At 73.1% G+C, this 25,576-nt stretch carries 23 protein-coding genes and 3 riboswitches; of the genes, 14 read left to right on the forward strand and 9 right to left on the reverse strand.

Going from position 1 to position 25,576, the window contains the following annotated elements; translation table 11 throughout:
* Positions 1–64 precede the first annotated feature (64 nt).
* Entirely contained in the window at positions 65–295 is a 231-nt protein-coding gene (locus tag GMA12_RS15720) for an Rv3202a family protein (protein ID WP_156270452.1), read from the reverse strand.
* 160 nt (positions 296–455) lie between these two features.
* Between GMA12_RS15720 and GMA12_RS15725 the strand changes: the two genes are divergently transcribed.
* Positions 456–1,586 (forward strand): baeRF2 domain-containing protein, encoded by a 1,131-nt coding sequence (locus GMA12_RS15725; protein ID WP_156270453.1) that lies wholly within the window; start codon positions 456–458, stop codon positions 1,584–1,586.
* 111 nt (positions 1,587–1,697) lie between these two features.
* On the opposite strand, the gene GMA12_RS15730 is transcribed toward GMA12_RS15725, so the two are convergent.
* From GMA12_RS15730 to GMA12_RS15745, 4 genes are all read right to left on the reverse strand, one after another.
* Complete coding sequence (locus GMA12_RS15730) at positions 1,698–2,183, reverse strand: DUF4383 domain-containing protein (protein WP_156270454.1); 486 nt, start codon at positions 2,181–2,183, stop codon at positions 1,698–1,700.
* A gap of 145 nt (positions 2,184–2,328) precedes the next feature.
* The gene (locus tag GMA12_RS15735; RefSeq protein WP_370831807.1) at positions 2,329–3,747 is read right to left on the reverse strand and encodes an LLM class flavin-dependent oxidoreductase; all 1,419 of its coding nucleotides are present in this window, start codon (positions 3,745–3,747) and stop codon (positions 2,329–2,331) included.
* 76 nt (positions 3,748–3,823) lie between these two features.
* Positions 3,824–3,938, reverse strand: a riboswitch (SAM riboswitch).
* A 105-nt stretch (positions 3,939–4,043) separates the two neighbouring features.
* Positions 4,044–4,508: a CoA-binding protein gene (locus tag GMA12_RS15740; protein ID WP_156270455.1), complete on the reverse strand. Its 465-nt coding sequence runs from the start codon at positions 4,506–4,508 to the stop codon at positions 4,044–4,046.
* Between the two features lie 132 nt (positions 4,509–4,640).
* Positions 4,641–5,321, reverse strand: a complete 681-nt coding sequence (locus GMA12_RS15745; RefSeq protein ID WP_156270456.1) for a maleylpyruvate isomerase N-terminal domain-containing protein — start codon at positions 5,319–5,321, stop codon at positions 4,641–4,643.
* A gap of 104 nt (positions 5,322–5,425) precedes the next feature.
* Positions 5,426–5,529: riboswitch (SAM riboswitch) on the forward strand.
* 5 nt (positions 5,530–5,534) lie between these two features.
* Here GMA12_RS15745 and GMA12_RS15750 point away from each other — a divergent pair.
* The 7 genes from GMA12_RS15750 (at position 5,535) to GMA12_RS15780 (ending at position 13,884) form a co-directional block, all read left to right on the forward strand.
* Positions 5,535–6,374 carry an ABC transporter ATP-binding protein gene (locus tag GMA12_RS15750; protein ID WP_156270457.1) on the forward strand — a complete coding sequence of 280 codons (840 nt, stop codon included), beginning with the start codon at positions 5,535–5,537 and terminating at the stop codon, positions 6,372–6,374.
* 87 nt (positions 6,375–6,461) lie between these two features.
* Positions 6,462–7,514 carry an aliphatic sulfonate ABC transporter substrate-binding protein gene (locus tag GMA12_RS15755; protein WP_156270458.1) on the forward strand — a complete coding sequence of 351 codons (1,053 nt, stop codon included), beginning with the start codon at positions 6,462–6,464 and terminating at the stop codon, positions 7,512–7,514.
* On the forward strand, positions 7,511–8,365 hold the full coding sequence (locus GMA12_RS15760) for an ABC transporter permease (protein WP_162459951.1): 855 nt from the start codon (positions 7,511–7,513) through the stop codon (positions 8,363–8,365). The genes GMA12_RS15755 and GMA12_RS15760 overlap by 4 nt, the downstream gene beginning before the upstream one ends.
* A gap of 67 nt (positions 8,366–8,432) precedes the next feature.
* On the forward strand, positions 8,433–10,559 hold the full coding sequence (locus GMA12_RS15765) for an AMP-binding protein (RefSeq protein WP_162459952.1): 2,127 nt from the start codon (positions 8,433–8,435) through the stop codon (positions 10,557–10,559).
* Positions 10,560–10,644: 85 nt separating this feature from the next.
* Positions 10,645–11,430 carry a succinate dehydrogenase cytochrome b subunit gene (locus GMA12_RS15770; protein ID WP_156270459.1) on the forward strand — a complete coding sequence of 262 codons (786 nt, stop codon included), beginning with the start codon at positions 10,645–10,647 and terminating at the stop codon, positions 11,428–11,430.
* 41 nt (positions 11,431–11,471) lie between these two features.
* Positions 11,472–12,185, forward strand: coding sequence for a 2Fe-2S iron-sulfur cluster-binding protein (locus GMA12_RS15775; protein ID WP_162459953.1), 714 nt, complete (start codon positions 11,472–11,474; stop codon positions 12,183–12,185).
* A gap of 79 nt (positions 12,186–12,264) precedes the next feature.
* Positions 12,265–13,884: an SLC13 family permease gene (locus GMA12_RS15780; protein WP_162459954.1), complete on the forward strand. Its 1,620-nt coding sequence runs from the start codon at positions 12,265–12,267 to the stop codon at positions 13,882–13,884.
* A gap of 78 nt (positions 13,885–13,962) precedes the next feature.
* Here the strand turns inward: GMA12_RS15780 and GMA12_RS15785 are convergent, their stop codons facing one another.
* Positions 13,963–15,045: a tartrate dehydrogenase gene (locus GMA12_RS15785; protein WP_162459955.1), complete on the reverse strand. Its 1,083-nt coding sequence runs from the start codon at positions 15,043–15,045 to the stop codon at positions 13,963–13,965.
* A gap of 129 nt (positions 15,046–15,174) precedes the next feature.
* Positions 15,175–15,273, forward strand: a riboswitch (SAM riboswitch).
* An 81-nt stretch (positions 15,274–15,354) separates the two neighbouring features.
* On the opposite strand from GMA12_RS15785, the gene GMA12_RS15790 reads away from it, so the two are divergent.
* Positions 15,355–16,698 (forward strand): O-acetylhomoserine aminocarboxypropyltransferase/cysteine synthase family protein, encoded by a 1,344-nt coding sequence (locus GMA12_RS15790; RefSeq protein ID WP_156270461.1) that lies wholly within the window; start codon positions 15,355–15,357, stop codon positions 16,696–16,698.
* Complete coding sequence (locus tag GMA12_RS15795) at positions 16,695–17,189, forward strand: CoA-binding protein (protein ID WP_156270462.1); 495 nt, start codon at positions 16,695–16,697, stop codon at positions 17,187–17,189. The genes GMA12_RS15790 and GMA12_RS15795 overlap by 4 nt, the downstream gene beginning before the upstream one ends.
* Positions 17,190–17,282: 93 nt before the next feature.
* On the opposite strand, the gene GMA12_RS15800 is transcribed toward GMA12_RS15795, so the two are convergent.
* The 3 genes from GMA12_RS15800 to ilvD all read right to left on the reverse strand — a co-directional run bounded on the left by GMA12_RS15800 (position 17,283) and on the right by ilvD (position 21,358).
* Entirely contained in the window at positions 17,283–17,804 is a 522-nt protein-coding gene (locus tag GMA12_RS15800) for an OsmC family protein (RefSeq protein ID WP_206064715.1), read from the reverse strand.
* 87 nt (positions 17,805–17,891) lie between these two features.
* Positions 17,892–19,370 carry an alanine/glycine:cation symporter family protein gene (locus GMA12_RS15805; protein ID WP_156270463.1) on the reverse strand — a complete coding sequence of 493 codons (1,479 nt, stop codon included), beginning with the start codon at positions 19,368–19,370 and terminating at the stop codon, positions 17,892–17,894.
* A gap of 155 nt (positions 19,371–19,525) precedes the next feature.
* Positions 19,526–21,358, reverse strand: coding sequence for a dihydroxy-acid dehydratase (ilvD, locus tag GMA12_RS15810; RefSeq protein WP_156270464.1), 1,833 nt, complete (start codon positions 21,356–21,358; stop codon positions 19,526–19,528).
* 228 nt (positions 21,359–21,586) lie between these two features.
* Between ilvD and GMA12_RS15815 the strand changes: the two genes are divergently transcribed.
* The 4 genes from GMA12_RS15815 to GMA12_RS15830 all read left to right on the forward strand — a co-directional run bounded on the left by GMA12_RS15815 (position 21,587) and on the right by GMA12_RS15830 (position 25,574).
* Positions 21,587–23,113 (forward strand): gluconokinase, encoded by a 1,527-nt coding sequence (locus GMA12_RS15815; RefSeq protein WP_156270465.1) that lies wholly within the window; start codon positions 21,587–21,589, stop codon positions 23,111–23,113.
* Between the two features lie 217 nt (positions 23,114–23,330).
* Positions 23,331–23,645: a hypothetical protein gene (locus GMA12_RS15820; RefSeq protein WP_156270466.1), complete on the forward strand. Its 315-nt coding sequence runs from the start codon at positions 23,331–23,333 to the stop codon at positions 23,643–23,645.
* A gap of 98 nt (positions 23,646–23,743) precedes the next feature.
* Entirely contained in the window at positions 23,744–24,892 is a 1,149-nt protein-coding gene (locus GMA12_RS15825) for a zinc-dependent alcohol dehydrogenase (protein WP_156270467.1), read from the forward strand.
* A gap of 67 nt (positions 24,893–24,959) precedes the next feature.
* Positions 24,960–25,574, forward strand: coding sequence for a hypothetical protein (locus GMA12_RS15830; protein WP_240898887.1), 615 nt, complete (start codon positions 24,960–24,962; stop codon positions 25,572–25,574).
* The last annotated feature ends 2 nt before the right edge of the window (positions 25,575–25,576 follow it).

The following is a 25,576-nucleotide window of genomic DNA, read 5'->3' on the forward strand; positions in this document are numbered from 1 at the left end:
GCGGCGGCGCCCGCCGCGGGCCGTCCGCAGGAACGGCCGGGCGGGCCCGCACGCGGCACGGGGCTCAGATCTCCTCGAGCGTCGACCCCTCGGCCGGCTCCTCGAGCGTGACCTCGCGGTCCTGCTCCTCGAGGTCGGCGGGATTCGCCTCGAGCGAGGACGCCTCCGAGCGGTCGGGCGTGTGCGCCGACGCCTCGACGTCCTGGTCGTCCATCTCGGGCGGCTCGGCGTCGATCGACTGCTCGAGCCGGTCGGCCTCGTTGTACTCGCTGCTCGAACCGGGTGCGTCGCTCATGGCTGCCTCCTGCGTCGTGGGACCGATGGAGCCACCGGTCGGGCGACCGGTCGCGTGCGTCCGACCTTACTCGGCCCGGCCGCTGTTCCCAGCCCCCTGGGCGTCCGATAACGTGGTCTGCACCACAGGAAGCACCGCTCAACAGCAGGAGTTGTCCATCATGACGAGTCGATTCCACCGCTATGCCGAACTGTTCAAGAGCACCGGTCCCTGGTGCACCGTGTACACGGACATCAGCACGGGCACGGTCGACTCGCTGCACGCGATCGACGTCCTGCCGGAGAACATCTGCCGGGAGCTGGAGCAGCAGGGGGCGTCCAAGGCCGATCTCGCCGCGGTGGAGGCCGCCGTGCGCCCGGCGGAGGGCGTGCCGGACCCGGTGTGCCGCTATCTGCTGGTGCGCGACGGCGCCGTGGAGATCAACGAGGTCCTCCCCGGCCCCCTGGCCGGGCGCGGCGTGCTCGAGGTGGGCGAGGTGCCCGACCTCACCCCCCTGTTCCGGCACCGTCCGGACGACTTCCCCTACGTGGTGGCCGAGGTGGGGCGGGACGGCGGCGAGATCTGCCTGGAGTACGCCAGCCGCGCCCGCGCCCTGGACGAGCAGCAGATCGAGGGCGAGACCGAGCACCTGAAGAAGTTCCCCGGCGGCGGCTGGTCGCAGGGACGCTGGCAGCGGCACACCGAGGACGTGTGGCGGCGCAACACGGAGCAGGTCGCCGAGCAGATCGACAAGGTCGTGGCCGAGAGCGGGGCGCAGCTCGTCGTCCTGGCCGGGGACCTGCGGGCCCGGGGCCTCGTCGAGGAGCAGCTGTCCAAGGCCACCCGTGCCCTGGTGAGCGTCGTGGACGCGAACACCCGGGCCGAGGGCAGCCAGTCCGCCGACTTCGGCCACCAGGTCGAGGGGCGCGTCGCGGAGGTCATCGCCCACCGGCAGCACGAGCTGCTCGAGCGGCTGGCCGAGCAGCAGGGCCGCCCGGACCCCACGGCGGTGTCCGGGATCGAGCCGGTGGTCTCGGCGCTCCAGCAGGCGCAGGCCGAGACGCTGCTGATCGACGACACCCACCTGGACGCGGAGCAGCAGCTGCTCGCGCTGGACGCCGAGCCGTGGGTCGCCGTGACGGAGTCGGAGGCCGTGGGCGCCCGCGTGCTCGGCCGGGTACCTGCCGACGCCGCGCTGGTCCGCGCCGCGGTGCTGACCGACGGCCGCCCGGTCTTCGTGCCGCCCGGAGCCCTGCCGGACAGCACGGACGTGGCGGCCCTGCTGCGCTGGCGCGCCGCCCCGGCCGGCTGACCGGCCCCGCCGCACGGCAACGGCTCCCCCGCCGAGGCGGGGGAGCCGTTGCCGTGCGGGCCTGCTGTGCGGACCTGCTGGCCGCACCGCGCTGTCGGTGCGGCGGAGCGGTCAGTAGGCCGGGCCGGTGGTGTTGCGCGTGGCGCTGCGGTCGTGGGTGTCCCGGCGCAGGAAGGACAGGCCCACCATGGTCACGCCCAGGACCAGGTGCAGCCAGTCGTCGGCGGTGTTCACCGGCACGACGTTCGCGGGCGACTCCGGGCCCACGAGCAGCCCGTAGATCCACAGGACCAGATAGACCAGCCCACCCCACAGCAGGAAGCTGCGGGCCCCGGCGGCGGAGCGGGCCAGGGCCAGCCCGGCCACACCGTAGAGCAGGTGGACGATGTTGTGCAGCCAGGAGACCTGGAAGACGCCCAGCAGCATCGCCTCGGACTGGTGGCCGGCGGCCATGAGCTGGTCGTAGTTCGTGGTCAGGCCCGGGATGAAGCCGGCCACGCCCACGAGCAGGAAGACCGCCCCGTACAGCAGAGCGGCGGTCTGGACAGGTGAGCGGTGCGCGGTCCGGTGGTCCGGCCGGGCGGCGGGAGTGGTCATGGTGGTGCCTCGCTTCCTTCGTGTCTGCGGTGATCCGGGTGTGGGACCGGAGCGGCGGACGTTCATGGAAAGCATGCTTGGTACCACCAGAGTACTGCGCTGCCGCACGCGGTGGAAGAGCGCGGGGCCCGCGACCCCGAGTGCGTCAGGACACGAGATCGCGGGCGGGGGTGTCCGCGGCGGACGGCTTGCCGGCGTAGGCGCCCCGATACCGCGCGGCCGGGTGGGTGTCGAGCACCCTGGTCCGTCCGGCGCCGTAGACGTTCTCGCGCAGCGTGGTGCCCTCGTAGGCGGTGCGGTAGCGGCCGCGCTTCTGCAGCTCCGGCACGACCCACTCCACGAAGTCCTCGAACGAGCCCGGGGAGACGTGGTAGGCGAGGTTGATGCCGTCCAGGCCGCCGTCGTCGATCCACCGCTCCAGCTCGTCGGCCACCGTCTGCGGGGACCCGACGATCGGCACGCCCATCCCGCCCATCGAGATGTGCTTGGCGACCTCCTTGACCGTCCACTTCTTCTTCGGGTCCGCGGTGGTGAACGGGGTGAGGAAGGACTGGATGGAGTCGGTCTTGATGTACTCCAGCACGTCGTTCTCGTCGTAGCGGCCCAGGTCCACCCCGGACCAGCCGCCCACGAGACCCAGGGCGCCGTCGGCGTCCGCGTACTGCTCGTAGTCGCGCCGCTTCTGCTCGGCCTTCGCGTCGGTCTCGTCGACGATCACGTGCAGCATGGCGAAGATCTTGAGGTCGTCCCGCCCCCGGCCCTGGGCCTCGGCCTCGTCGCGCAGCTTGTCGGTGACCACGCGGGTGAGGTCCGGGCGGATGCCGCCCACGAACACCGCCTCCGCGTGCCGCCCGGCGAAGGCGCGCCCGCGCGAGGAGGCGCCGGCCTGGAAGATCAGCGGGGTGCGCTGCGGGGACGGCTCGGTCAGCCCGATGCCCGGCACGTCGAAGTACTTGCCGTGGTGCTGGATGGGGTGCACGAGGGACGGGTCGGCGAAGACCCCGTTCTTGCGGTCGCGCTTGACCGCACCGTCCTCCCAGGACCCCTCCCACAGCTTGTAGCAGACCTCCATGAACTCCTCGGCGATCTCGTACCGCTCGTCGTGGGAGATCTGCTCCGTCAGCCCGTGGTTCTCGGCCGCGGACTTCAGGTAGGACGTCACCACGTTGAAGCCGATCCGGCCCTTGGTCAGGTGGTCGAGGGTCGCGAACTTCCGTGCCAGCGGATACGGCTGCTCGTAGGTGATCGCGCTGGTCACCCCGAAGCCGAGGTGCTTCGTCACGGCCGCCATCGCGGAGATCTGCATGAACGGGTCGTTGACCGGGATCTGGGTGGCGTCCTTGATCACCGGCGCCGCGGAGTTCCGGTAGACGTCGTAGTAGCCGACCACGTCGGCGAGGAACATCGCGTCGAACAGGCCCTTCTCCAGGACCTGGGCGACGTCCGTCCAGTACTCGAGGGTGTTGTACTCGTCGGCGCGGGAGCGCGGGTGCTTCCACAGGCCCGGGGCCTGGTGCCCCACGCAGGTCATGTCGAAGGCGTTCAGGGCGATGCGCTTGCTCACAGGGACCTCCCAGGTCGATCATCGACCCGCGCCCGTGCGTCGTGAAGACCTGCTCGCGGGTCCGACGCACTCGTGGGCGCCGTACTTGCCACGGGGCGAGTGCGCCGCGGCCCGATGTTCATCTGGGGCACCCCGCTACGGGAGAGGGTTGCCGCCCGACCAGCCAGAGCTTCGCGTCGGGACTCGTCATCGTCGTCGCGGACCAGCTTAGCGGCTCCCCCCGCACACGGGGCAACCCCTCGTCCACCCGGTGCACGGGAGGATCACGGAAACTCGCGGAAGGACCGCGGGAGGAGTCAGGCCGGCGGGGCGAGCGGCGGCGAGCGCCGCGGGTCCAGCGTCCAGCCGCGCCGCAGCCGCGCCCCGAGCTCGATCAGCGGGCACGTGTCCATCACCACGTCGAGTCCCGCGGCAGCGGCGCGGTCCGCCGCCGCGTGGTCCACGACGCCCAGCTGCAGCCACACGGCGCTGGCGCCGGCGGCGATGGCCTGGTCCACGACGGCCCCGACGCGGCGGGAGTTGACGAAGCAGTCCACCACGTCGATCCGCCCCGGGACCTCGGCGAGCGTGCGGAAGCCGGGCTCACCGTGCACCACCTCGCCCTTCGGGTTGACCGGGACGATCGTCATGCCGAGGTCGTCCCGGATGCGCTTGGCGACCGAGTGCGCGGGCCGGGCCGTGTTCCCGGTCAGCCCCACCACGGCCCACCGTCCGGACTGTGTCATCAGGCGGTCGATCACGGCTGGGTCGTTGCGGCTCATGCCCCCACCCTGGCACGAACCCGCCGCCCACGTCCCGCACGCATCCCCACCATGTCCCGAGGTTGCACGTCCCGGCCACCGCGCACGGGTCGCCGACACGTGCGATCCCGGCGGGAGGGCAGGAGGGATGGGTCAGGAGAAGAGCGGGAACAGGTCGGCTTCGGGGCCCAGGTGCGCGCGGTCCTGGGCGGGCAGGGCCGCGCGGCCGGTGCCCACCCGGGCGAAGTGCTCGTCGCTCCAGTGCTCGGGCGGCTCCCGCTCCCACAGGTCGATGAGGACCCGGCGGACCTCGGCGAGCCCGTCCACCGCCGGCCCCGGGCAGCCCTCCAGGTGCTCGATGAGGTCCAGGTGGTGCACCGTGGCCTCCACGGCCAGGGTGCTCAGGAGGTCGTCGACCCGGAGCACGTGGCCCTGGGTGCGGACCGTCCCGCCGGGCCGGCAGCGCTCCGCCGCGTGCACCAGCGCCCGCGCCGACTCCCGGTAGTGCCCCCGCAGCTCCTCCCAGTCCGGGTACAGGCTCGCCGCCGCCCGGGTGCGGCGCCGGTCCTCGGCCGCGGCCGCGGGGTCCACCCCCCGGTCCGCCCAGTAGGTCGCGGCGTCCCGATCCGGGCGGGCCGTGGTGGGCGTGTGCAGGGCGACCAGACCGCGCACCGCATCCGCGGCGCAGTGGTGGGCGAGGTCCCGCACCGACCACCCGCGGCAGCCGGTGGGAGCCCAGGAGTCGTCGTCCCCGAGCCCGTCCAGGACCGCCGCGAACGCCGTGCAGGCGTCGCGGACCAGGTCCGCCCGGGTCGGGGTGTTCCGGCTCGTCATGGGTCCATGGTGCGGCACGAGGGCGCGGCGTGCCACCGTTTTCGACCATGACGGCCCGCGGAGCGATTTGCCAGGCGGCCCGCGGAGCACGTTCAATGGGGCGGTAACCATCCGGAGCGGCTGAGAGACCTGGCTCGTCGACGTCGCAGCAACCGGCACGGATCCGTCCGATCCCCGTGCGAGGTGCTAATGCCAGGACCGATGGAGTTGATCATGGGCACGTCTCTGCTGGGCTCTGCACCGTCCACCACTGCCGCACCGGCCACCGCGAAGCGCGCCTGCTCGGTGGCCTTCGAGCACGTCGGCAAGGCCTTCCCGTCCGGCGGGTACGACCACCACGTCCTGCACGACGTCGACGTCACGGCCCGGCCCGGGGAGGTCCTGGCGATCCTGGGGCCCTCGGGCTGCGGCAAGTCCACGCTGCTGCGGGCCGCCGCCGGCCTCGACACCGCCTCGGCCGGCCGGGTGCTCATCGACGGCACCCCGGTCTCCGGGATCGACCCGCGCTGCGCCGTCGCCTTCCAGGAGCCGCGGCTGCTGCCGTGGCGCTCCGTGCGCGAGAACGTCCGCCTGGGGCTGCCCTCCGGGCTGGGCCGGGCCGAGGCCGACGCCGTGATCGACGACCTGCTGCACCTGGTCGGGCTGACCGCCCACGCCCACCACCGTCCCCGGGCGATCTCGGGCGGCATGGCCCAGCGCGCGTCGCTGGCCCGGGCGCTGGCCCGCAACCCCGGCGTGCTGCTGCTCGACGAGCCCTTCGGCGCCCTCGACGCCCTGACCCGGCTGCGGATGCAGGACCTCCTGCTCACCGTCCACGCCGCGCAGCCGACCACCGTCCTGCTGGTGACCCACGACGTCGACGAGGCCCTGCAGCTGGCCGACCGGATCGTGGTCCTGGGCCGCACCGGCCCGACCGCCCCCGCCTCGATCAGCACGGTGCTCTCCGTGCCCGGCGACCGTCCCCGCGACCGGGCCTCCGAGGTCCTCGCCGAGCTGCGGGTGCAGCTGCTCGGCCACCTGGGCGTCGACGCCCACCACCCCGCGACCCGCTGATCCCGCCCCGCTCCCCCCGGGCGCGGCGCGGCCCTGCGCCGCGCCGGGTCCGCCCGGCACGCCCACCCCACCACGAAAGGCCCCACCATGCCGCTGTCCCCGCGCCCCGCCCGCACGGTCCCCGCCCTCGCCGCCGTCCTGACCCTGTCCCTGACCGGGTGCATGGCCGGGGAGGGCTCGGGTGAGGGCTCCGGCGAGGCACAGGCGGCCGAGAAGGTCACGGTCGACTGGGCCACCTACAACCCGCTCTCCGTGGTGATCAAGGAGAAGGGCTGGCTCGAGGCCGCCTTCGCCGAGGAGGGCACCGAGGTGGAGTGGGTGCAGTCCGCGGGCTCGAACAAGGCGAACGAGGCGCTGCGCGCCGAGGCGGTCGACATCGGCTCCACCGCCGGCTCCGCGGCGCTGCTGGCCCGCAGCAACGGCACCCCGATCAAGGTGATCGACCTGTACTCGCAACCGGAGTGGTCCGCGCTCGTCACCACCCCGGGCAGCGGGGTGGGGTCGGTGGCCGACCTCGAGGGCCGCACCGTGGCCGCCACCAAGGGCACCGACCCCTACTTCTTCCTGCTCCAGGCCCTCGAGGAGGGCGGGGTGGACCCGGCCGACGTCACGATCCAGAACCTGCAGCACGCCGACGGCCGCTCGGCGCTGGAGAACGGCCAGGTGGACGCCTGGTCCGGGCTGGACCCGATCATGGCCGCCGCGGAGCAGAACGGCGCCGAGCTGTTCTACCGCAACGTGGACTTCAACACCTACGGCTTCCTCAACGCGCACGAGACCTTCCTCGAGGAGCAGCCCGAGGCGGCGCAGACCGTGGTGGACGTCTACGCCTACGCCCGGGACTGGGCACTGGCCCACCCCGAGGAGACCGCCCAGCTGCTCGCCGACGCGGCCGGGATCGAGCTGTCCGTGGCCGAGCAGGTGCTCGAACGGACCCGCCTGGACATCGACCACGTGCCCGGCGAGCAGCAGCTGGCCGTGCTCGAGAAGGTCGGCCCGATCTTCGTGGACTCCGGTGACGTGTCCGGCCAGGAGGAGATCGACGAGGCCCTGGCCGGCCTCGTGGAGAGCTCCTACGCCGAGGGCGCCGACGCCGCCCGCGTGGCCGAGGCCGCCGAGGGCGCGGAGGCCGGGCTGTGACGGCGCCGCTGAGCCCGTCCGGGGACGCCGTCCGCACCGACGACGCCGTCGGCGCCGACGACCCGGGCGCGGCGCCCGCCCCCGTCGCGCAGCCCCGCCGCCGTCCCCTGCTGCGCGCGGGACTCGGCCTGCTCCTGCCCGCGGCGCTGCTGGTGCTGTGGCACGTGCTGTCCACCGCCGGGGCCTTCAGCGCCGTCCAGCTGCCCGCCCCGCTGGCGGTCCTGACCGCCGGCGCCGACCTGCTGTCCCGGGGCGAGCTGTGGACGCACGTGGGCATCTCCACCCAGCGCGTGCTCATCGGCTTCCTGGTCGGCGCCGGGCTGGGCCTGGCGGCGGGCTCCTTCATCGGGCTCTCCCGCTGGGGCTCCGCGCTCGTGGGCCCCACGATCGGGGCCTTCCGCGCGGTACCCTCGCTGGCGTGGGTGCCGCTGCTGCTGCTGTGGATCGGCCTCGGCGAGGACTCCAAGGTGACGCTGGTGGCGATCGGGGCGTTCTTCCCCGTCTACACCACCGTCTCGGCCGCCCTGCAGCACGTGGACCGCAACCTGCTCGAGGCGGCCCGGGCCTTCGGCGTGCACGGGTTGCGGCTGCTCACCACGGTGCAGCTGCCGGCGGTCATGCCCTCGGTCATCTCGGGGCTGCGCCTGGCGCTGGCCCAGGCGTGGCTGTTCCTGGTGGCCGCGGAGCTGCTGGGCGCGTCCATGGGGCTGGGCTTCCTCCTCACCGACTCGCAGAACAACGGCCGCACCGACCGCCTGCTGCTGGCCATCGTCCTGCTGGCCGTGCTCGGCAAGCTCTCCGACGCGCTGCTGGGCGTGTTCGAGAAGTGGGCCGTGAAGAAATGGGCCTGACATCCCCGTCTGGCACAGTGGGCACACACCGGGCACGCCCGTGCCGCCAGGAAAGGACCGCAGCACCGTGAACGCCAGCTGGAGCGACCCGCTCTCCCCCACCCCGAACCCGGCCCTGGTCTCCGACGCCGCGCGCGTCGCCTTCTGGGAGGGCCAGGCCTCCCGGCTCGACTGGTCCGAGCCGTGGACCACGGCGCACCGCTTCGAGGGCCCGCGGCGGATCGGGCAGGACGCGGACGGCAACCCCACCTGGTCGGTCCCGGAGCTGGCGTGGTTCGAGGGCGGGACGCTCAACGTGGCGCACAACTGCGTGGACCGCCACGTCGAGGCGGGCCGCGGCGCCCACGTGGCCCTGTACTTCGAGGGCGAGCCCGGCGACCGGCTGGTCTACACCTACGCGGACCTGCAGCGCGAGGTGTCCCGGGCGGCCAACGCCCTGCTCGCCCTGGGCGTGGAGCAGGGCGACCGGGTGGTGGTCTACCTGCCGGTGATCCCGGAGACCGTCATCATCACGCTGGCCTGCGCCCGGATCGGCGCCGTGCACTCGCTGGTCTTCGGCGGGTTCTCCGCCGAGGCCCTGCGGTTCCGCGTCGAGGACACCGGCGCGAAGGTGCTCGTGACCACGGACGGGCAGCACCGGCGCGGGGCCGTGGTGCCCGTCAAGGCCGTCGCCGACGAGGCGTGCGGCGGGGACAACGCGATCGAGCACGTCGTCGTGGTGCGCCGCACCTCCCGCCCGGGCCGCAGCGACCTGCCGCGCGGGACCCGGGGGACGCACTCCAAGGAGGAGGACGCGGTCCCGTGGACGCGCGGGCGCGACGTGTGGTGGCACGAGCTGGTGGCCGAGCAGTCCGACGTGCACGAGGCCGAGGCCTTCGACGCGGAGAGCCCGCTGTTCATCATCTACACCTCCGGCACCACCGGCCGCCCCAAGGGCCTGGTGCACACCATGGGCGGGTACCTGGTGCAGGCCGCCTACACCCACGCCCTGCTCTTCGACCTGCTGCCGGACGTGCGCGACGACGAGGGGCGGCTGCGGCCCGACGAGCTGTCCGCCGTCAACGACCCCGCCAAGGTCGACTCGACCGTGCACTGGTGCACCGCCGACCTCGCCTGGGTCACCGCGCACACCTACGAGATCTACGGCCCGCTGGTCAACGGCGTGTCCGAGGTGATCTACGAGGGCACCCCGAACACCCCGCACTGGGGCCGGCACTTCGAGGTGATCGAGCGCTACGGGGTCACCACCTACTACACGGCGCCCACCCTGATCCGCTCGCTCATGGGCGCGTTCCCCAAGGGCGTCCCCCCGCTCTACAACCTCAACTCCGTCCGGCTGCTCGGCTCCGTGGGCGAGTCGGTCAACCCGGAGGCCTGGCGCTGGCTGCGCGCGCAGCTGGGCCGGGACGAGGTGCCGTTCGTGGACACGTGGTGGCAGTCCGAGACCGGCGCGACCGTGATGTCCCCGCGCCCGCACGACCCGCAGTTCGCGCCCCCCGGGACGTTCGACGACGGCGCCCCGCACACCGCCCTCAAGCCCGGCTGCGCCACCCGAGCCGTCCCGGGGCTCTCCACCCGCGTGGTCGACGAGGCCGGGGCGACGGTCCCGCCCGGTGTGCAGGGCTTCGTCGTCGTCGACCGGACCGGGCCGTCGATGGCGCGCACCGTCTGGGGCGACCCGCAGCGCTACCTGTCCTCCTACTGGCAGGCCTACGCCGAGCAGGGCTGGTTCCTCGCCGGGGACGGCGCCCGCTACGACGAGGAGGGCGACATCTACATCCTGGGCCGGGTCGACGACGTCATCAACGTCTCCGGGCACCGGCTGTCGACCATCGAGATCGAGTCGGCCCTCGTCACCCACCCGTGGGTCGTGGAGGCCGGGGCCGCTCCCGTGCGCGACGAGCTGACCGGGCACGCGGTGCTCGCGTACGTCGTGCTGACGCCCGAGGCCGGGCGGGTGCCGGCGGACGAGCTGACCGCGGCCCTGCGGGAGCACGTCTCCCACGAGATCGGCCCGATCGCCAAGCCGCGGGCCGTCGTGGCGGTCCCGGACCTGCCGAAGACCCGCTCCGGGAAGATCACCCGCCGGCTCCTCGCGCAGCTGTGGGAGGGCGAGCCGCTCGGCGACCGCTCCTCCCTGCAGAACGAGGAGGCGCTCGAGCGCATCGCCGAGGTGCTGGCGGCGCGCGGCTGAGCCGCCCGGGGTGCCCGGCCCCGTGCCGTCAAGCCGGATGACCCCAGGTTGAGCCGTGTGACCAGCCCCGCGTCGGACTCCTAGGATGAACACCGTGAGCTCCTCCCCCGCCACCCCCGCCCCGGCCCGGCGCCGCCTCCTGCCGGAGCTGCCCCGCATCCCCCTCCCCGCCGCGCTCCCCGAGCTGTCCAGCACCGACCTCAAGCTCGGGATGGCCGGGTCCGGCGCCGTGTTCTCCGGCTACGTGCTGGTGCACATGCTCGGCAACCTGAAGGTCTACCAGGGCGAGGAGAAGTTCAACGCCTACGCCGAGTTCCTCCGCACCGCCGGGGCTCCCGTGCTGCCTCGCGGCACCGTGCTCTGGGCGGCGCGCGCGGCCCTCACCGCGAGCCTGGTCGTGCACGTGGGCGCCGCGGGGATGCTCACCGCCCGCGCCTGGCGGGCCAACGGCACGCTCCTGCCGCGGCGGCCCCGGCGGCCGCGGGAACGGCGCCGCTCCCCGTGGGAGGTCGCCCGGCGCTCGATGCGCAGCACCGGCGGCGTGCTGGGCCTGTTCACCGCCTTCCACGTCCTGGACCTCACGACGGGCACCCGTCCCGCGGCGTCCCGGGACTTCGCGCACGGCAGCGCCTACGCCAACCTCGTCGCGAGCCTGTCCCGCCCGCCCGTGGCGGTCGCGTACGCCGTGTCGATGGCCGCGCTGGCCGCGCACCTGGTGCACGGCATCCCGGAGATCGCCAACGACGTCGGGGCGGGCAGCGACCGGCGCACCCGGCGGCGGCTGCGGATCGGCGCCAACGCCTTCGGCGCCGCGGTGGCCGTCGGCAACACCACCATCCCGGTGGCCGTGCTGACGCGCGCGGTCCGCTGACCCCTTCCCGGACGACCCCCAGACGACAAGGATCCGAGCGAGTGAGCACCTTCTCCCTGACCGTGGACGTGTGGCGCCAGGCCTCCCCGGACGAGCCGGGGCACTTCGTGACCCACGTGGTCCCGGACGCCGGCCCGGACATGACCGTGCTCGAGCTCCTGGACCGGATCAACGCCCAGCGGGCGGACGCCGGCGAGGAGCCCGTCGCCTTCGACGACGGCTGCCGCGAGGGCGTGTGCGGCAAGTGCGGGGTGACGGTCGACGGCGTGGCGCACGGCCCCGAGCGCAACGCGGCCAGCTGCATGCAGCACCTGGGCGCCTACCGGGACGGGGACCGCGTCCGCATCGAGCCGCTGCAGGCGGCGTCCCTGCCCGTGAAGCAGGACCTCTCGGTGGACAAGAAGGCGCTGCGCCGGGTGGCCAAGGCGGCCAAGTTCCCCGTGGCGATGAAGGCGCTGGCCAACGGCGGCTGCATCAGCTGCGGGGCGTGCATCTCCTCCTGCCCCAACGGCTCCGGGCAGCTGTTCGTGGGCACCATGCTGCGGGAGCTGCCGCCGCTGGCCAAGAACGACGCCGAGCGCCGGGAGCGCTCCGCGAAGGTGCTCGCCGCGGCCGAGGACGAGTTCGGCCCGTGCTCGCTGCTGGGCGACTGCGTGGAGGTCTGCCCGGCCGGGCTGCCGATCGAGAACCTCTCCGCGGTGGCGCGGGAGAACCTGCGCAACCGCTTCCCCCGGCGGGCTGCGGACGACGGCTGACGCTCCCACCACGCCTTGTCCGTTCCATGACGGACTGTTACGTTTCGGGGACGACACGACGAGGTGTGAGGTGGAGCACGTGAGCGAGCGGTCCCCGGGCGTCATTCCCGAACAAGGTGAGTTCGACTACGAGCCGGAGGACCGCGAGCCCGCCCGGGCACCGGCCCGCACATGGCTCCTGCGCGGGCTGGGGCTGCTGCTGGCCCTCGTCGTGTGGTTCCTGCTCGGCGGAGCGGACGTCTCCGCCGACGCCCGGGTGGTGGGTGCGGTGGCCACGCTGATGGCGGTGTGGTGGATGACCGAGTCCATGCCCCTGTCGGTGACCTCGCTGCTGCCGATCGTGCTGTTCCCGGTGCTGACCGCGCTCGAGGTCTCCGAGGTCACCGCCCCCTACGCCAACCCGATCGTGTTCCTGTTCCTGGGCGGGTTCCTGATCGCGATCGCCATGCAGAAGTGGAACCTGCACCGCCGCATCGCGCTGCTGACCCTGCGCCGGGTCGGCACCCATCCGCGGCAGATCATCCTGGGCCTGATGATCTCCACGGCGTTCCTGTCCATGTGGGTCTCCAACACCGCGACCACCCTGATGATGCTGCCCATCGGGCTGTCCGTGCTCACGCTGGTGGTCGAGAACAGCCGCAAGGGCGCCACCCGCGCCGAGGCGGCGGCGATGGGCGAGGACATCCGGTCCGGTCAGGCCATCAGCGACGTGATCGACGACCGCGACGTGCGCCTGTTCGGCGTGGCCCTGGTGCTGGCGATCGCCTGGGCGGCCACGATCGGCGGCCTCGGCACCCTGCTGGGCTCCCCGCCCAACGCGATCGTGGCCGGCTACATCAGCGACGAGCTGGACCGCACCGTGGGCTTCGCCCAGTGGATGATGCTCGGCGTGCCCATCGTGGTGGTCTTCATCGGCCTCGCGTGGTGGCTCATCACCCGGGTGATCTTCCGCTTCGACCTGGCCGAGGTGCCCGGGGGCCGGGAGCTCATCGACGAGGAGATCGCCGCCCTGGGCCCCATGAGCAAGGGCGAGAGGACCGTGCTCGCCGTGTTCGTCACCGCGGCGTTCTTCTGGATCGTGCCCGGCCTGCTCTCCGGGATCGGCGAGCTCGGCGAGCAGCTGCCCTGGCTGGAGCTCTTCGACGACACGGTGGTCGCCATCGGCGCCGGCGTGCTGCTCTTCCTGCTGCCCGGGGACAAGCAGGGCAACATGACCCTGGAGTGGAACGACGCCGAGGAGGGCCTGCCCTGGGGGGTGCTGCTGCTCTTCGGCGGCGGACTGTCCCTGGCCGCGGCGGTGGCCGGCACCGGGCTCGACGCCTGGTTCGGCGCGCAGGTCAGCGGGCTCGGCGCGCTGCCGATCGTCCTGCTGCTCGCGGCGGTGGTCGCGATCGTGCTGCTGCTGACCGAGATCACCTCCAACACCGCCACCGCGGCCACGTTCATCCCGATCCTGGGCGGGGTCGCGGTGGGCATCGGGGTGGACCCCATGACGCTGCTGATCCCGGCGGCGCTGGCGGCCACCTGCGCCTTCATGCTCCCGGTGGGCACCCCGCCCAACGCCATCGTCTTCGCCACCGGCCAGGTCAAGATCGCCGAGATGGTCCGCGGCGGCATCGTGCTCAACATCGTGGGCGTCATCCTGATCACGCTCTTCACGGTGCTGATCGGCCCGTTCGCTCTGGGCCTGGTGATCTGAGCCGGACCGCGGCCCGGTTCCGCCGGGCGGGGGGCTCCGCCGGACCGGTCCGCGGGTCCTGGGCCGCACGACTCTGGGCTACGGGGTCAAGGCCCGGGGGGCCGTGGTGCAGCGGGCCAGCACGGCCTGCGTGAACTCCTCGGTGCTCGCCGTGCCGCCCAGGTCCCCGGTCAGGGTGCCGCCGGCCATGGCCTGCTCGAAGGCCGACTCGAGGTGCCGGGCCGCCTCCTCCTCGCCCAGGTGATCCAGCATCATGGCCGCGGCCCACATCGTGCCCACCGGGTTCGCGATCCCCTGCCCCGCGATGTCGGGGGCGGAGCCGTGCACCGGCTCGAACATGGACGGGTGGGTCTTCTCCGGGTTCAGGTTGGCGCTGGGCGCCACCCCGATGGAGCCCGCGACCCCGGCCGCGAGGTCGGAGAGGATGTCGCCGAAGAGGTTGGGGGCCACGACCACGTCGACGCTGCGCGGCTTGAGCACCATCCGGGCGGCCAGCGCGTCGATGAGCACCTTCTCGACCGTCACGCCCGGGTGCTCGGCGACCGTGGCCTCCACGACCTCGTCCCAGAACGGCATGGTGTGGATGATCCCGTTGGACTTCGTCGCCGAGATGAGCCGGCCGGAGCGCCCCTGGGCCAGCTCGGCCGCGTAGCGGGCGATCCGGGTCACCCCCGCCCGGGTGAACACGGACTCCTGGACAGCCATCTCCTCGGGCCGGCCCCGGTAGATGCGGCCGCCGACCTCCGAGTACTCCCCCTCGATGTTCTCGCGGACGACGACCAGGTCCAGCTCGTCGAGCCCGCGCAGCGGCGAGGTGACGCCGGGCAGGATCCGGATCGGCCGGAGGTTGACGTACTGGTGGAACTCCCGGCGGATCGGGATCAGCAGCCCCCACAGGGTCACGTCGTCGGGGATGTCCGGGTCGCCGATCGCGCCGAGCAGGACGCCGTCCCCGGAGGCCAGCTGCTCGATGCCGTCGGCCGGCATCATCCTCCCGTGCGCCCGGTAGTGGTCCGAGCCCCAGTCCCGCTCGCGCCAGCGCACGGTGAAGCCGTGCGCGCCCGCCAGGGCGTCGACGCAGCGCAGCGCGGCCGGCATGACCTCCTGGCCGATGCCGTCGCCGGCGATGACGTCGATGGTGTACTGCCGTGTGCCGGTCACAGGATTCCTCCGCAGCGTCGTCGGGACCGCGGAGGCGGCTGCGCTCCACGACTGGTGCCGAGCATAGCCCGCCGGGGCCTCCCCGGGGCCCGGCTGGCGCTCCGGCACCCGGAGCCGCAGAATGGAGGGCAGCCATCCCGAGCGGCCGAGAGACCTGGATCGACGACGCCGCAGCAACCGTGGTCGACGTCGCAGACCGCACGGTGCTACCGCCAGGACCGATGGAGCAGCGCACTCCCGGCACCCCCGCCGGGACACCTCTCCGCCCGGGACCGACCAGCGGCACCACTCGCACGAGGAGTCCTTCCCATGGCCGACCACCAGTTCGGGTTCCGCACCCGCGCCCTGCACGCCGGGGGCACCCCCGACGCCGAGCACGGCGCCCGCGCGGTCCCGATCTACCAGACCAGCTCGTTCGTCTTCAAGGACGCCGACGACGCCGCCAACCTGTTCGCCCTGCAGAAGTACGGCAACATCTACTCCCGCATCGGCAACCCCACCGTCGCCGCGTTCGAGGAGCGCATCGCCTCCCTGGAGGGCGGCATCGGCGCCGTGGCCACCGCCTCCGGGATGGCCGCCGAGTTCCTGACCTTCGCCGCGCTCGCCCAGGCGGGCGACCACCTCGTGGCGGCCGGGCAGCTCTACGGCGGGACCGTCACCCAGCTCGACGTCACGCTGCGCCGCTTCGGCGTGGACACCACGTTCGTGCACGGCACGGACCCGGAGGACTACCGGGCGGCGCTGCGGCCGAACACCAAGGCCGTCTACACCGAGGTCGTCGCGAACCCCTCCGGGGAGGTCGCCGATCTCGAGGGCCTGGCGGCCGTGGCCCACGTCGCCGGCATCCCGCTCGTGGTGGACGCCACGATGACCCCGCCGTACCTGATCCGTCCGATGGAGCACGGCGCGGACATCGTCATCCACTCGGCCACCAAGTTCCTGGGCGGCCACGGCACCACGCTGGGCGGCGTCGTCGTCGAGTCCGGGCGCTTCGACTGGGGCAACGGGAACTTCCCGTCCATGACCGAGCCCGTCCCCTCCTACAACAACGTCTCCTGGTGGGAGAACTTCGGCGAGTACGGCTTCCTGACCAAGCTGCGCTCGGAGCAGCTGCGGGACATCGGCCCGGCGCTGTCCCCGCAGTCGGCGTGGAACCTGCTGCAGGGCGTCGAGACGCTGCCGCAGCGGATGGACGCCCACCTGGCCAACGCCGCGGCGGTGGCGCAGTGGCTGGCGGAGGACCCGCGGGTCTCCTACGTCAACTACGCGGGGCTGCCCGGCCACCCCCACCACGAGCGGGCCCGGAAGTACCTGCCGCTGGGCGTGGGCTCCGTCTTCTCGTTCGGCGTGACGGCCACCGGCGAGCTCACCGGGCGGCAGGTCGGCGAGCGGTTCATCGAGAACCTGCAGCTGGCCAGCCACCTCGCCAACATCGGCGACGCCCGCACCCTCGTGCTGCACCCGGCCTCCACCACGCACCAGCAGCTCAGTCCCGAGCAGCTGGAGGTGGGCGGGGTGTCCGAGGACCTCATCCGCATCTCCGTGGGCATCGAGGACGCCGAGGACATCCTCTGGGACCTCGACCAGGCCCTCTCCGCGGCCACCGGGCTCGCCCGGACGTCCGCCCCGACCGTCGAAGGAGCACTCCGATGACCGCCGAGACCCGCACCTGGCAGGGCCCCAGCGCCCCCGAGCGGCTGAACCTGCTGCGCGGCACGGAGTCGATCGCCATCGTGGGGGCCTCCGACAAGCCCTCCCGCGCCTCCTACTTCGTCGCCACCTACCTGCTGTCCTCCTCGCCGTACCGGGTGTACTTCGTCAACCCGGTGCTGCGGGAGATCATGGGCCGGCCCGTCTATCCGTCCCTGGCGGACCTGCCGGAGACCCCCGACCTCGTCGACGCCTTCCGGCGCCACGACGACCTGCCCGGCGTGGCGCGCGACGCCGTGGCCGTCGGCGCGAAGACCCTGTGGCTGCAGCTGGGCTCCTGGCACGAGGAGGCCGCCCGGATCGCCGAGGAGGGAGGGCTCGACGTGGTGATGGACCGCTGCCTGAAGATCGAGCACGCCCGCTTCCACGGCGGCCTCCACCTGGCCGGCTTCAACACCGGGGTCATCTCGGCGAAGCGTCAGGTCCTGTCCTGACAGGTCCCGTCCCGGGACCTCCTGTCCCGGGACGCGCGACGGCCCCGGAAGCCTGGTGCTTCCGGGGCCGTCGCCGTCCCGAGGGGCGGGTCGCTACACGCGCTCGAGGACGAACGTCACGTCGGCCTTCAGGCTCTGGCTCACCACGCAGTACCGCTCCGTGGCGCGCGCGAGGCGCTCCAGGGCGGTGTCGTCGAGGTCGGCGTCCACCCGGGCGGTGACCACGACGTCCTGGACGCCGACGGGCACGGAGCGGTCGACGCCCAGGGTGCCGCGGGCGTCGAACATGCCGTCGGCGGTCAGCTCGGCCGAGCGCACCTCCACGCCCATGGCGGTGGCGACGCTGCGCAGCGTCACCCCGGCGCAGGCCAGGAGCGCGTCGAGGAGCATGTCCCCGGAGCAGGCGTCGCTGCCGTCGCCGCCGGTGGCGGCGTGCGGGCCGCCGCGCACGGGGCCGGCCCAGGTGTCCACCGTGCAGGTCAGGCCGGGGTCCCGGAAGTCCCCGTGGGAGTGCAGGGGCGTGCGGGCCGCCTCGGGCTCCGCCCGGTAGCGGTCCTTGAGCGGCGCCTGGAGCTGTCGGAGTTCCGCGGCGGTCATCTGGGTTCGAGATTCCATGCTGTCACTGTAGAGCGTCCGGCGCGGACGGCACCATGCGGTGCATCCGCGCCGGACAGGCTCAGCGGATCGGCTCGGTGGATCGGCTCAGCGGACGCGCTGGGCCGCCAGGTCGTCCCAGTACGCGCGGGTGGTCACCACGTCGGTGCCGTCCCACGCCCCGAGCCCGGACAGCCCGGGGACGTCGCCGCTGTGGAACACCGGCTCCAGCCCCTGCCTGCGCTGGGCCTCGTAGTTCTTGAGCACCCGCACGGCCACCCCGGCCAGCAGCACCAGGGCCACGAGGTTGATCGTGGCCATGAAGGCCATGAACAGGTCGGCGAGGGACCAGACGAGGTCCAGCGCGAGCACGGCACCGGCGAAGACGAAGACCAGCACCAGCACGCGGTAGCCCGCCATGACGGCCCTCGAGCCGCTGAGGAAGCGGATGTTGGACTCGCCGTAGTAGTAGTTGCCGATCACCGAGGTGAACGCGAAGAGGAAGATCGCCACGGTCAGGAAGTGCACCGCCCAGTTGCCCAGCTGGAGGGCGAGCGCGGACTGGGTGAGGGACGCGCCCTCCCGGCCGCCGAACTCGGGGTTCGAGAGCAGGACGATGAACGCGGTGATCGAGCAGATGATCCAGGTGTCGAAGTACACGCCCAGCGCCTGGACGAAGCCCTGCTTGGCCGGGTGCGAGATCGAGGCGGTCGCCCCGGCGTTGGGGGCCGATCCCATGCCGGCCTCGTTGGAGAACAGGCCGCGCTTCATGCCCTGGATGATGACTCCGATCAGGCCGCCGGTGACGAACTCCCGGACGCCGAAGGCACCCGACAGGATCTGGCCGAGCACGACCGGGACCTCGCCGATGTTCAGGACCACCACGAGCAGGCCGAGGAAGATGTAGAGCACCGCCATGACCGGCACGACGATCTCGGAGACCGCGGAGATGCGGCGGATGCCGCCGAAGATGATCGCGGCGGTGAGCCCGACCAGCACGGCGCCGACGAGGATGCGGAACCAGAGGGCGTCCGCGGCGGTGATGTCGATGCCGAAGGACCCGCCCAGGGCATCGACGATGGAGTTGGACTGCACGGAGTTGAACACGAAGCCGTAGGTGAGGGTGATGACGACCGCGAACAGCAGCCCCATCCACCGCGCGCCGATGCCGCGCTCCATGTAGAAGGCCGGTCCGCCCACGTAGCCGGCGGGGGCCTTGATCTTGTAGAGCTGGCCGAGCAGGGACTCCACGAAGGCGCTGGCCGCGCCGATGCCCGCGATCACCCACATCCAGAAGACGGCGCCGGGGCCGCCGAGGCTGATCGCGATGGCCACGCCGGCGATGTTGCCGGTGCCGACCCGGGCCGCGGCCGAGACCGTGAACGCGCGGAAGGAGGAGATGCCCTTCTTGCCGTCCTCGGCCATGCCGGGCTTGTCGGCGAGCACCCGGAACATCTCCGGGACGAGCCGCAGCTGCACCACGCCGGTGCGCACGGTGAGGTAGAGGCCCACCCCGACGAGGACGGCGAACACCACGTACCACACCCAGGTTCCCAGGGTGCCCACGAACTCGGTCAAGAGATCCATTCCAACTCCGAACTGTGACGGGCGCGGCCCCGGACGTGGGTCTGCGGGGCCGCGTGAACGACAGGAGCGCCCTGTTGGGCGTGCCACCGGCACACTCTAGTGGAAGTGACGAGCGTCTCGACCCCCGCACCCTCGGGGAGTGGGTGGACGGGGGATCAGATCACGCGCACCGCGCCCTTGTCCGCGGAGGTGACCATGGAGGCGTATGCGCGCAGGGCCTTGGAGACCTGCCGCTCCCGCGGCTTGGTGGGATACCAGGGGGCCGGGCCCCTGGCCTGGCGCCGGGCGGCGAGCGTCGCGTCGTCGACGTTGACCCGCAGCACCCGCTGCGCGACGTCGATCTCGATCTCGTCGCCGGTCTCGATGAGCCCCACGGCGCCGCCGGCGGCGGCCTCCGGGGAGATGTGCCCGATGGAGATCCCGGAGGTGCCTCCGGAGAAGCGGCCGTCGGTGATCAGCGCGCACTCCCGGCCCAGGCCGAGGCCCTTGAGGTAGGAGGTGGGGTAGAGCATCTCCTGCATCCCGGGCCCGCCCTTGGGGCCCTCGTGGGTGATGACCACGATGTCGCCGGGCTGCACGTTCTTGGAGAGGATCTCGAACACGGCCTCGTCCTGGGACTCCACCACGAAGGCCTTGCCGACGAAGTGGAAGAGCTCCTCGTCGATGCCGGCGGTCTTGATCACCGCCCCGTCCTCGGCGATGTTGCCGTAGAGGATCGCCAGGCCGCCGTCCGCCGTGTAGGCGTGCTCCACGGAGCGGATGCAGCCGTCGGCGGCGTCGGTGTCCAGGGACTCGAACTCGTTGGCGGTGGAGAAGGCCTGGGTGGTGCGCACGCCGCCGGGGGCGGCGTGGAAGAGCTTCCGGGCGCGCTCCGAGGAGCGGCCGCTGCGGATGTCCCACTCGTCGAGCCACGTGGCCAGGTCCGGGGCGTGCACGGTGTGCACGTCCTCGTTGAGCAGGCCCGCACGGCGCAGCTCGCCGAGGATCGCGGGGATCCCGCCGGCGCGGTGGACGTGCTCGATGTGGAACCGGGTGGAGTTCGGGGCGACCTTGCACAGGCAGGGCACCCGGCGGGACAGGGCGTCGATGTCCGGGAGGGTGAAGTCGATCTCGCCCTCCTGGGCGGCGGCGAGGATGTGCAGGATCGTGTTGGTGGACCCGCCCATGGCGATGTCCAGGGCCATGGCGTTCTCGAAGGCGGCCTTCGTGGCGATGTTGCGCGGCAGCACGGACTCGTCGTCCTGCTCGTAGTAGCGGCAGCACAGGTCCACCACCCGGCGGCCGGCCTCGAGGAACAGCTCCTTGCGGGCCACCTGGGTGGCCAGCGTGGTGCCGTTGCCGGGCAGGGACAGTCCCAGTGCCTCGGTGAGGCAGTTCATGGAGTTGGCGGTGAACATGCCCGAGCAGGACCCGCAGGTGGGGCAGGCGTTGCGCTCGATCTGGCCCAGCTGCTCGTCGGTGACGGACTCGTCGACGGCCATGGACATGGCGTCCACGAGGTCCAGGCGGTGCTCCACGACGCCCTCGACGGCCTCGCCGGACTCCATGGGCCCGCCGGAGACGAAGACCACCGGGATGTTCAGCCGCAGCGCGGCCAGCAGCATGCCCGGGGTGATCTTGTCGCAGTTGGAGATGCACACCAGGGCGTCGGCCCGGTGGGCGTTGACCATGTACTCCACGGAGTCCGCGATGATGTCGCGAGAGGGCAGGGAGTAGAGCATGCCGTCGTGGCCCATCGCGATGCCGTCGTCGACCGCGATGGTGTTGAACTCCTTGGCCACGCCCCCCGCCTCCCGGATCGCGGAGGCCACGAGGTCGCCCATGTCCTTGAGGTGCACGTGGCCCGGCACGAACTGCGTGTAGGAGTTGGCGATCGCGACGATCGGCTTCCCGAAGTCGTCGTCGCCCATGCCGGTGGCCCGCCACAGGGCGCGGGCGCCGGCCATGTTCCGGCCGTGGGTCGAGGTGCGGGAGCGGAGGTGGGGCATGGCGCGGCTGCGTCTCCTTGGTCGGGTCCTGGGACGAGGGGGCCGGCGGGGCGGACTCCCGGCGCACCGGCCGAGAGCCGGCGCGACCGGGGCGGCCGCCGGAGGTCCGGCGCCCAGAATACGCGCCGCCGCGCCGTCGTCCCGCTTCCCGGACTGCTGTCTCACCATGTGGTCACCCGGGGCGCTCCTACACTGGGGCACGACACGACCCGAAGGAGGACTCCCCCCATGAGCCAGCACGCCACGCCCCCGCGGCCGGACGACAACGCCTCCTTCTCCGTGGGCCTGGCGGAGGCGGTCGACCCGCTGGTGATGGCGCTCGACGTCGGCTCCACGGGCAGCCGGGGCGGTCTGCACGACGCCACCGGGACCCCGGTGCGCGGCTACCGGCACAAGATCGAGCACGAGTTCAGCACCGGGGCCGACGGCACCTCCGTGATCGACCCCGACCAGGTCACCGAGGAGCTGGCGGCGATCCTCGACCTCGTCCTGGCCGACCCGGCGCTGGCCGGCCGGGTGGCCGGGGTCGCCCTGGACACCTTCGCGTCCTCGCTCGTGGGGGTCGGCGACGACGACGGGGCGCTGACCCCCTGCTTCACCTACGCGGACTCCCGGTGCGCGGAGCAGCTGGCGGCGCTGCGCGCGGAGCTCGACGAGTCCTCGGTCCTCCAGCGCACCGGCACCCGCCTGCACACCTCGTACCTCGCCCCGCGTCTGCGCTGGATCCGCGAGACGGACCCGCGGACGTGGGCGCGGGCACGGCGGTGGATGTCCCTCGGCGAGTACGTGCACCTGCGCCTGCTCGGCAGCGCGTACGCCGGGACCGCGACGGCGGCGTGGACCGGCCTGCTGGACCGGCGCACGGGCCGGTGGGACGAGCAGCTGCTGCTCTCCTGCGGCCTGGCCCCCGGGCAGCTCAGCCCCGTGCTCGACCCGCACGAGCCGATCCCGGACGTCGCGGACTCCGCGGCCCGGCGCTGGCCCGCCCTCCAGGGCGCGCACTGGTTCGCGCCCGTGGCCGACGGGCTGAGCGCCAACCTGGGCTCGGGCGGGGCCGACGCCTCGACCCTGGTGGTCTCCGCCGCCACCTCGGGGGCCGCGCGCGTGCTGCTGCACGCGATCCCGGAGCGGGTCCCCGGCGGGCTGTGGTGCTACCGCGTCGACGCCCGGCGCTGCCTGTTGGGCGGGGCCCTCAACGACGTCGGACGGGCGATCGGCTGGCTCGGGAGCACGGTGCGGCTGCCGGAGGGCGCCACGCTGCAGGACGTCGCCGAGGCGGAGGTCGCCGAGGGCACCCCGGTGGTGCTGCCCTTCTTCACGGGCGAGCGCTCGACCGGCTGGGCCGGCGGCGCCCGGGCGGTGCTGGCCGACGTCACCGCCGCGGCCACCGGCGCCGACCTGGCGCGCGGCGTGCTGGAGGGCGTGGCGGTCTCCTACGCGCGCGTGGCCGACCAGCTCGAGGACGTCGCCGGCGGCGTGCAGCGCGTGGTGGCCTCGGGCAGCGCGTCCCAGGACGTGCCGGGGCTGATGCAGATCCTCGCCGACACCCTCGGCAAGCCCGTGGCCCGGGCCGAGTTCAAGCGCGCCACGCTGCGCGGCACGGCCCTGCTCGCCCTCGAGACCCTGGCCCCGGAAGTCGAGCGGGCCCGTCCGCCCTACGGCCCGGGGCGCGCGCCCGTGCCGGAGCGGGCCGGGCACTACGCCGCGGTCCGCGCCCGCTTCGAGGAGCTCTACGGCGCGGTCGTCGCCCCCTGAACCGGGCGCCGGAAGGCCGGGGCCCGCAGGACATCGCGACGGGACAGCAGGGCCGGACAGCAGGGCCGGACACGGGGACGCGCCACCACACACGGACACAATGCTGTGCCTCTGTGAAAACCGTGGCCCCGCCGGGAAGCGCCTTCCTACCGTGGGAGTGGGAGCCGGCCGCCGCCGTGGCACCGCCTCCCCCGCCCCGATGCACGGAAGGACGACGATGGACGACACCCTGGGCCGGGAACAGGCTGCCCGGCTGCACCGGACGCTCGAGGACGCGCGCATCGGCGGCCGCCGGCTCTGGGTGCGCTACCTCGCCCTCGGCGGGACCGCCGGGGAGCTCGAGGTCGAGGGCTACCGGCACGGCTGCCTGGACCTGCCGGTCCGGCAGCGCGACCTGCTGGCCTGGGCGGCCAACACGCTGCTCGACCGCCGCTTCCACCCGCGCGTGCCCTCCAGCGGCGACCTCGCCGCAGCCGTGGGCGGGGCGGACCGGGACCGGGGCGACATGGCGAGCTCCGCCGGCGCGGGCTGAGCCCCCGGGCCCCGTCCCGCACAGGGGGTTGACCGCGCCGGGGGACGGTGCAACGCTGGCCTCCATCAACAGTGTGCTTACTGATCGAGGTGGGCCGGATGCGAGCAATGGTGTACCGCGGGCCGTACAAGGTGCGGGTGGAGGAGAAGGACGTTCCGGGGATCGAGCATCCCAATGACGCGATCGTGCGGGTGACGCGGGCGGCGATCTGCGGGTCGGATCTGCACCTCTACCACGGGATGATGCCCGACACCCGGGTGGGGATGACCTTCGGCCACGAGTTCGTCGGGGTGGTCCACGAGGTGGGCTCCTCGGTGGAGCGCCTGGTGCCCGGGGACCGGGTGATGGTGCCGTTCAACGTGTTCTGCGGGTCCTGCTGGTTCTGCGCCCGGGGCCTGTACTCCAACTGCCACAATGTGAACCCCAATGCCACCGCGGTGGGCGGGATCTACGGCTACTCCCACACCTGCGGGGGCTACGACGGCGGGCAGGCCGAGTTCGTGCGGGTGCCCTTCGCCGATGTGGGGCCGGCGGTGATCCCGGAGTGGATGGACGAGGAGGACGCGGTGCTGTGCACCGACGCCCTGGCCACCGGCTACTTCGGGGCGCAGCTGGGCGACATCGCCGAGGGCGAGACCGTGGTGGTCCTCGGGGCCGGGCCGGTGGGGTTGTTCGCGGCGAAGTCGGCGTGGCTGATGGGCGCGGGCCGGGTGATCGTGGTCGACCACCTGGACTACCGGCTGGCCAAGGCGCGCCAGTTCGCCCAGGCCGAGACGGTCAACTTCGCCGAGCACGACGACGTGGTGGTGGAGCTCAAGCGCAGCACCGACTACCTGGGCGCGGACGTGGTGATCGACGCGGTGGGGGCCGAGGCGGACGGCAACTTCACCCAGCACGTCACCGCGGCCAAGCTCAAGCTGCAGGGCGGGTCCCCGATCGCGCTGAACTGGGCGATCGACGCGGTGCGCAAGGGCGGGACGGTGTCGGTGATGGGCGCCTACGGGCCGATGTTCAGCGCGGTGAAGTTCGGCGACGCGATGAACAAGGGCCTGACCCTGCGGATGAACCAGTGCCCGGTGAAGCGGCAGTGGCCGCGGCTGTTCGAGCACATCCGCAACGGCTACCTCACCCCCAGCGACATCGTCACCCACCGCATCCCGCTGGAGCACATCGCCGAGGGCTACCACATGTTCTCGGCCAAGCTCGACGGGTGCATCAAGACCCTGGTGGTGCCCGGGGCCTCCTGAGCCCCGGCACCCCACCCCGACCCGAGCCACCGGCCCACCGGCCCACCGGCCCACCGAGGAGGAAGCCATGACGCCCATCCCCGACACCCCCGGCGACGTCTCCGCCCACGCCGCCTATCTGCCCGGGGAGCCGGACCGGCGGGTGGACCGGGAGGCGCTGCGGGCCCGCATCCCCGGCTGGGGGGCGGACCTGGACCCGGCCGACCGCCCCGCGGTGCCGAGGCTGCGCTACGACCGGGCCGCCACCGGGGCGCACTGGGAGTTCCCCGAGCGCCAGCCCGAACGCTGGCCGCGGGAACGCTCGCTCGAGCACGCCGGGCTGCCCCCGGTCTTCGGCACCTCCTGCCCGCCCAAGGGCTTCTCCGGGGTGCTGCGCCGGCACGCCTACCGCCGCTACAGCGAAGGCCGGGCCGCGCACTGGCTGATCCTGCTCGCCGCCGACCGCATCGACGCCTGGGAGAGCCACCTGGCCTCCTTCGCCACCCTGCGCCCGGACAACCCGGTCACCGAGACCGGGGTGCGCGCCGAGTTCACCCGCCACGGGCTCTCCTCCCGCACCGGGCACCAGCGCACCGACCTCTCCCACCAGTGGCTGGACCCGCTCCTCGTGGCCGGGCCCTGGGTCCTGGCCGGCGGCGCCGCCCTCGCCGCCGGCCGCGCCCTGCTCCGGCGCGTCCGCTGAGC

This window comes from Kocuria sediminis (assembly GCF_009735315.1).
In the GTDB taxonomy this organism is placed as follows: domain Bacteria; phylum Actinomycetota; class Actinomycetes; order Actinomycetales; family Micrococcaceae; genus Kocuria; species Kocuria turfanensis.

What these genes read in the sequence shown, in the direction of transcription:
- GMA12_RS15825 (WP_156270467.1), top strand. Translation starts at nt 23,744, where the DNA reads ATGCGAGCAATGGTGTACCGCGGGCCGTACAAGGTGCGGGTGGAGGAG.
- GMA12_RS15750 (WP_156270457.1), top strand. Translation starts at nt 5,535, where the DNA reads ATGGGCACGTCTCTGCTGGGCTCTGCACCGTCCACCACTGCCGCACCG.
- GMA12_RS15740 (WP_156270455.1), bottom strand. Translation starts at nt 4,508, where the DNA reads ATGAGCCGCAACGACCCAGCCGTGATCGACCGCCTGATGACACAGTCC.
- GMA12_RS15725 (WP_156270453.1), top strand. Translation starts at nt 456, where the DNA reads ATGACGAGTCGATTCCACCGCTATGCCGAACTGTTCAAGAGCACCGGT.
- GMA12_RS15730 (WP_156270454.1), bottom strand. Translation starts at nt 2,183, where the DNA reads ATGACCACTCCCGCCGCCCGGCCGGACCACCGGACCGCGCACCGCTCA.
- GMA12_RS15745 (WP_156270456.1), bottom strand. Translation starts at nt 5,321, where the DNA reads ATGACGAGCCGGAACACCCCGACCCGGGCGGACCTGGTCCGCGACGCC.
- GMA12_RS15795 (WP_156270462.1), top strand. Translation starts at nt 16,695, where the DNA reads ATGACCGCCGAGACCCGCACCTGGCAGGGCCCCAGCGCCCCCGAGCGG.
- GMA12_RS15815 (WP_156270465.1), top strand. Translation starts at nt 21,587, where the DNA reads ATGAGCCAGCACGCCACGCCCCCGCGGCCGGACGACAACGCCTCCTTC.
- GMA12_RS15805 (WP_156270463.1), bottom strand. Translation starts at nt 19,370, where the DNA reads ATGGATCTCTTGACCGAGTTCGTGGGCACCCTGGGAACCTGGGTGTGG.
- GMA12_RS15820 (WP_156270466.1), top strand. Translation starts at nt 23,331, where the DNA reads ATGGACGACACCCTGGGCCGGGAACAGGCTGCCCGGCTGCACCGGACG.
- GMA12_RS15800 (WP_206064715.1), bottom strand. Translation starts at nt 17,804, where the DNA reads ATGGAATCTCGAACCCAGATGACCGCCGCGGAACTCCGACAGCTCCAG.
- GMA12_RS15720 (WP_156270452.1), bottom strand. Translation starts at nt 295, where the DNA reads ATGAGCGACGCACCCGGTTCGAGCAGCGAGTACAACGAGGCCGACCGG.
- GMA12_RS15830 (WP_240898887.1), top strand. Translation starts at nt 24,960, where the DNA reads ATGACGCCCATCCCCGACACCCCCGGCGACGTCTCCGCCCACGCCGCC.
- GMA12_RS15755 (WP_156270458.1), top strand. Translation starts at nt 6,462, where the DNA reads ATGCCGCTGTCCCCGCGCCCCGCCCGCACGGTCCCCGCCCTCGCCGCC.
- GMA12_RS15770 (WP_156270459.1), top strand. Translation starts at nt 10,645, where the DNA reads ATGAACACCGTGAGCTCCTCCCCCGCCACCCCCGCCCCGGCCCGGCGC.
- ilvD (WP_156270464.1), bottom strand. Translation starts at nt 21,358, where the DNA reads ATGCCCCACCTCCGCTCCCGCACCTCGACCCACGGCCGGAACATGGCC.
- GMA12_RS15790 (WP_156270461.1), top strand. Translation starts at nt 15,355, where the DNA reads ATGGCCGACCACCAGTTCGGGTTCCGCACCCGCGCCCTGCACGCCGGG.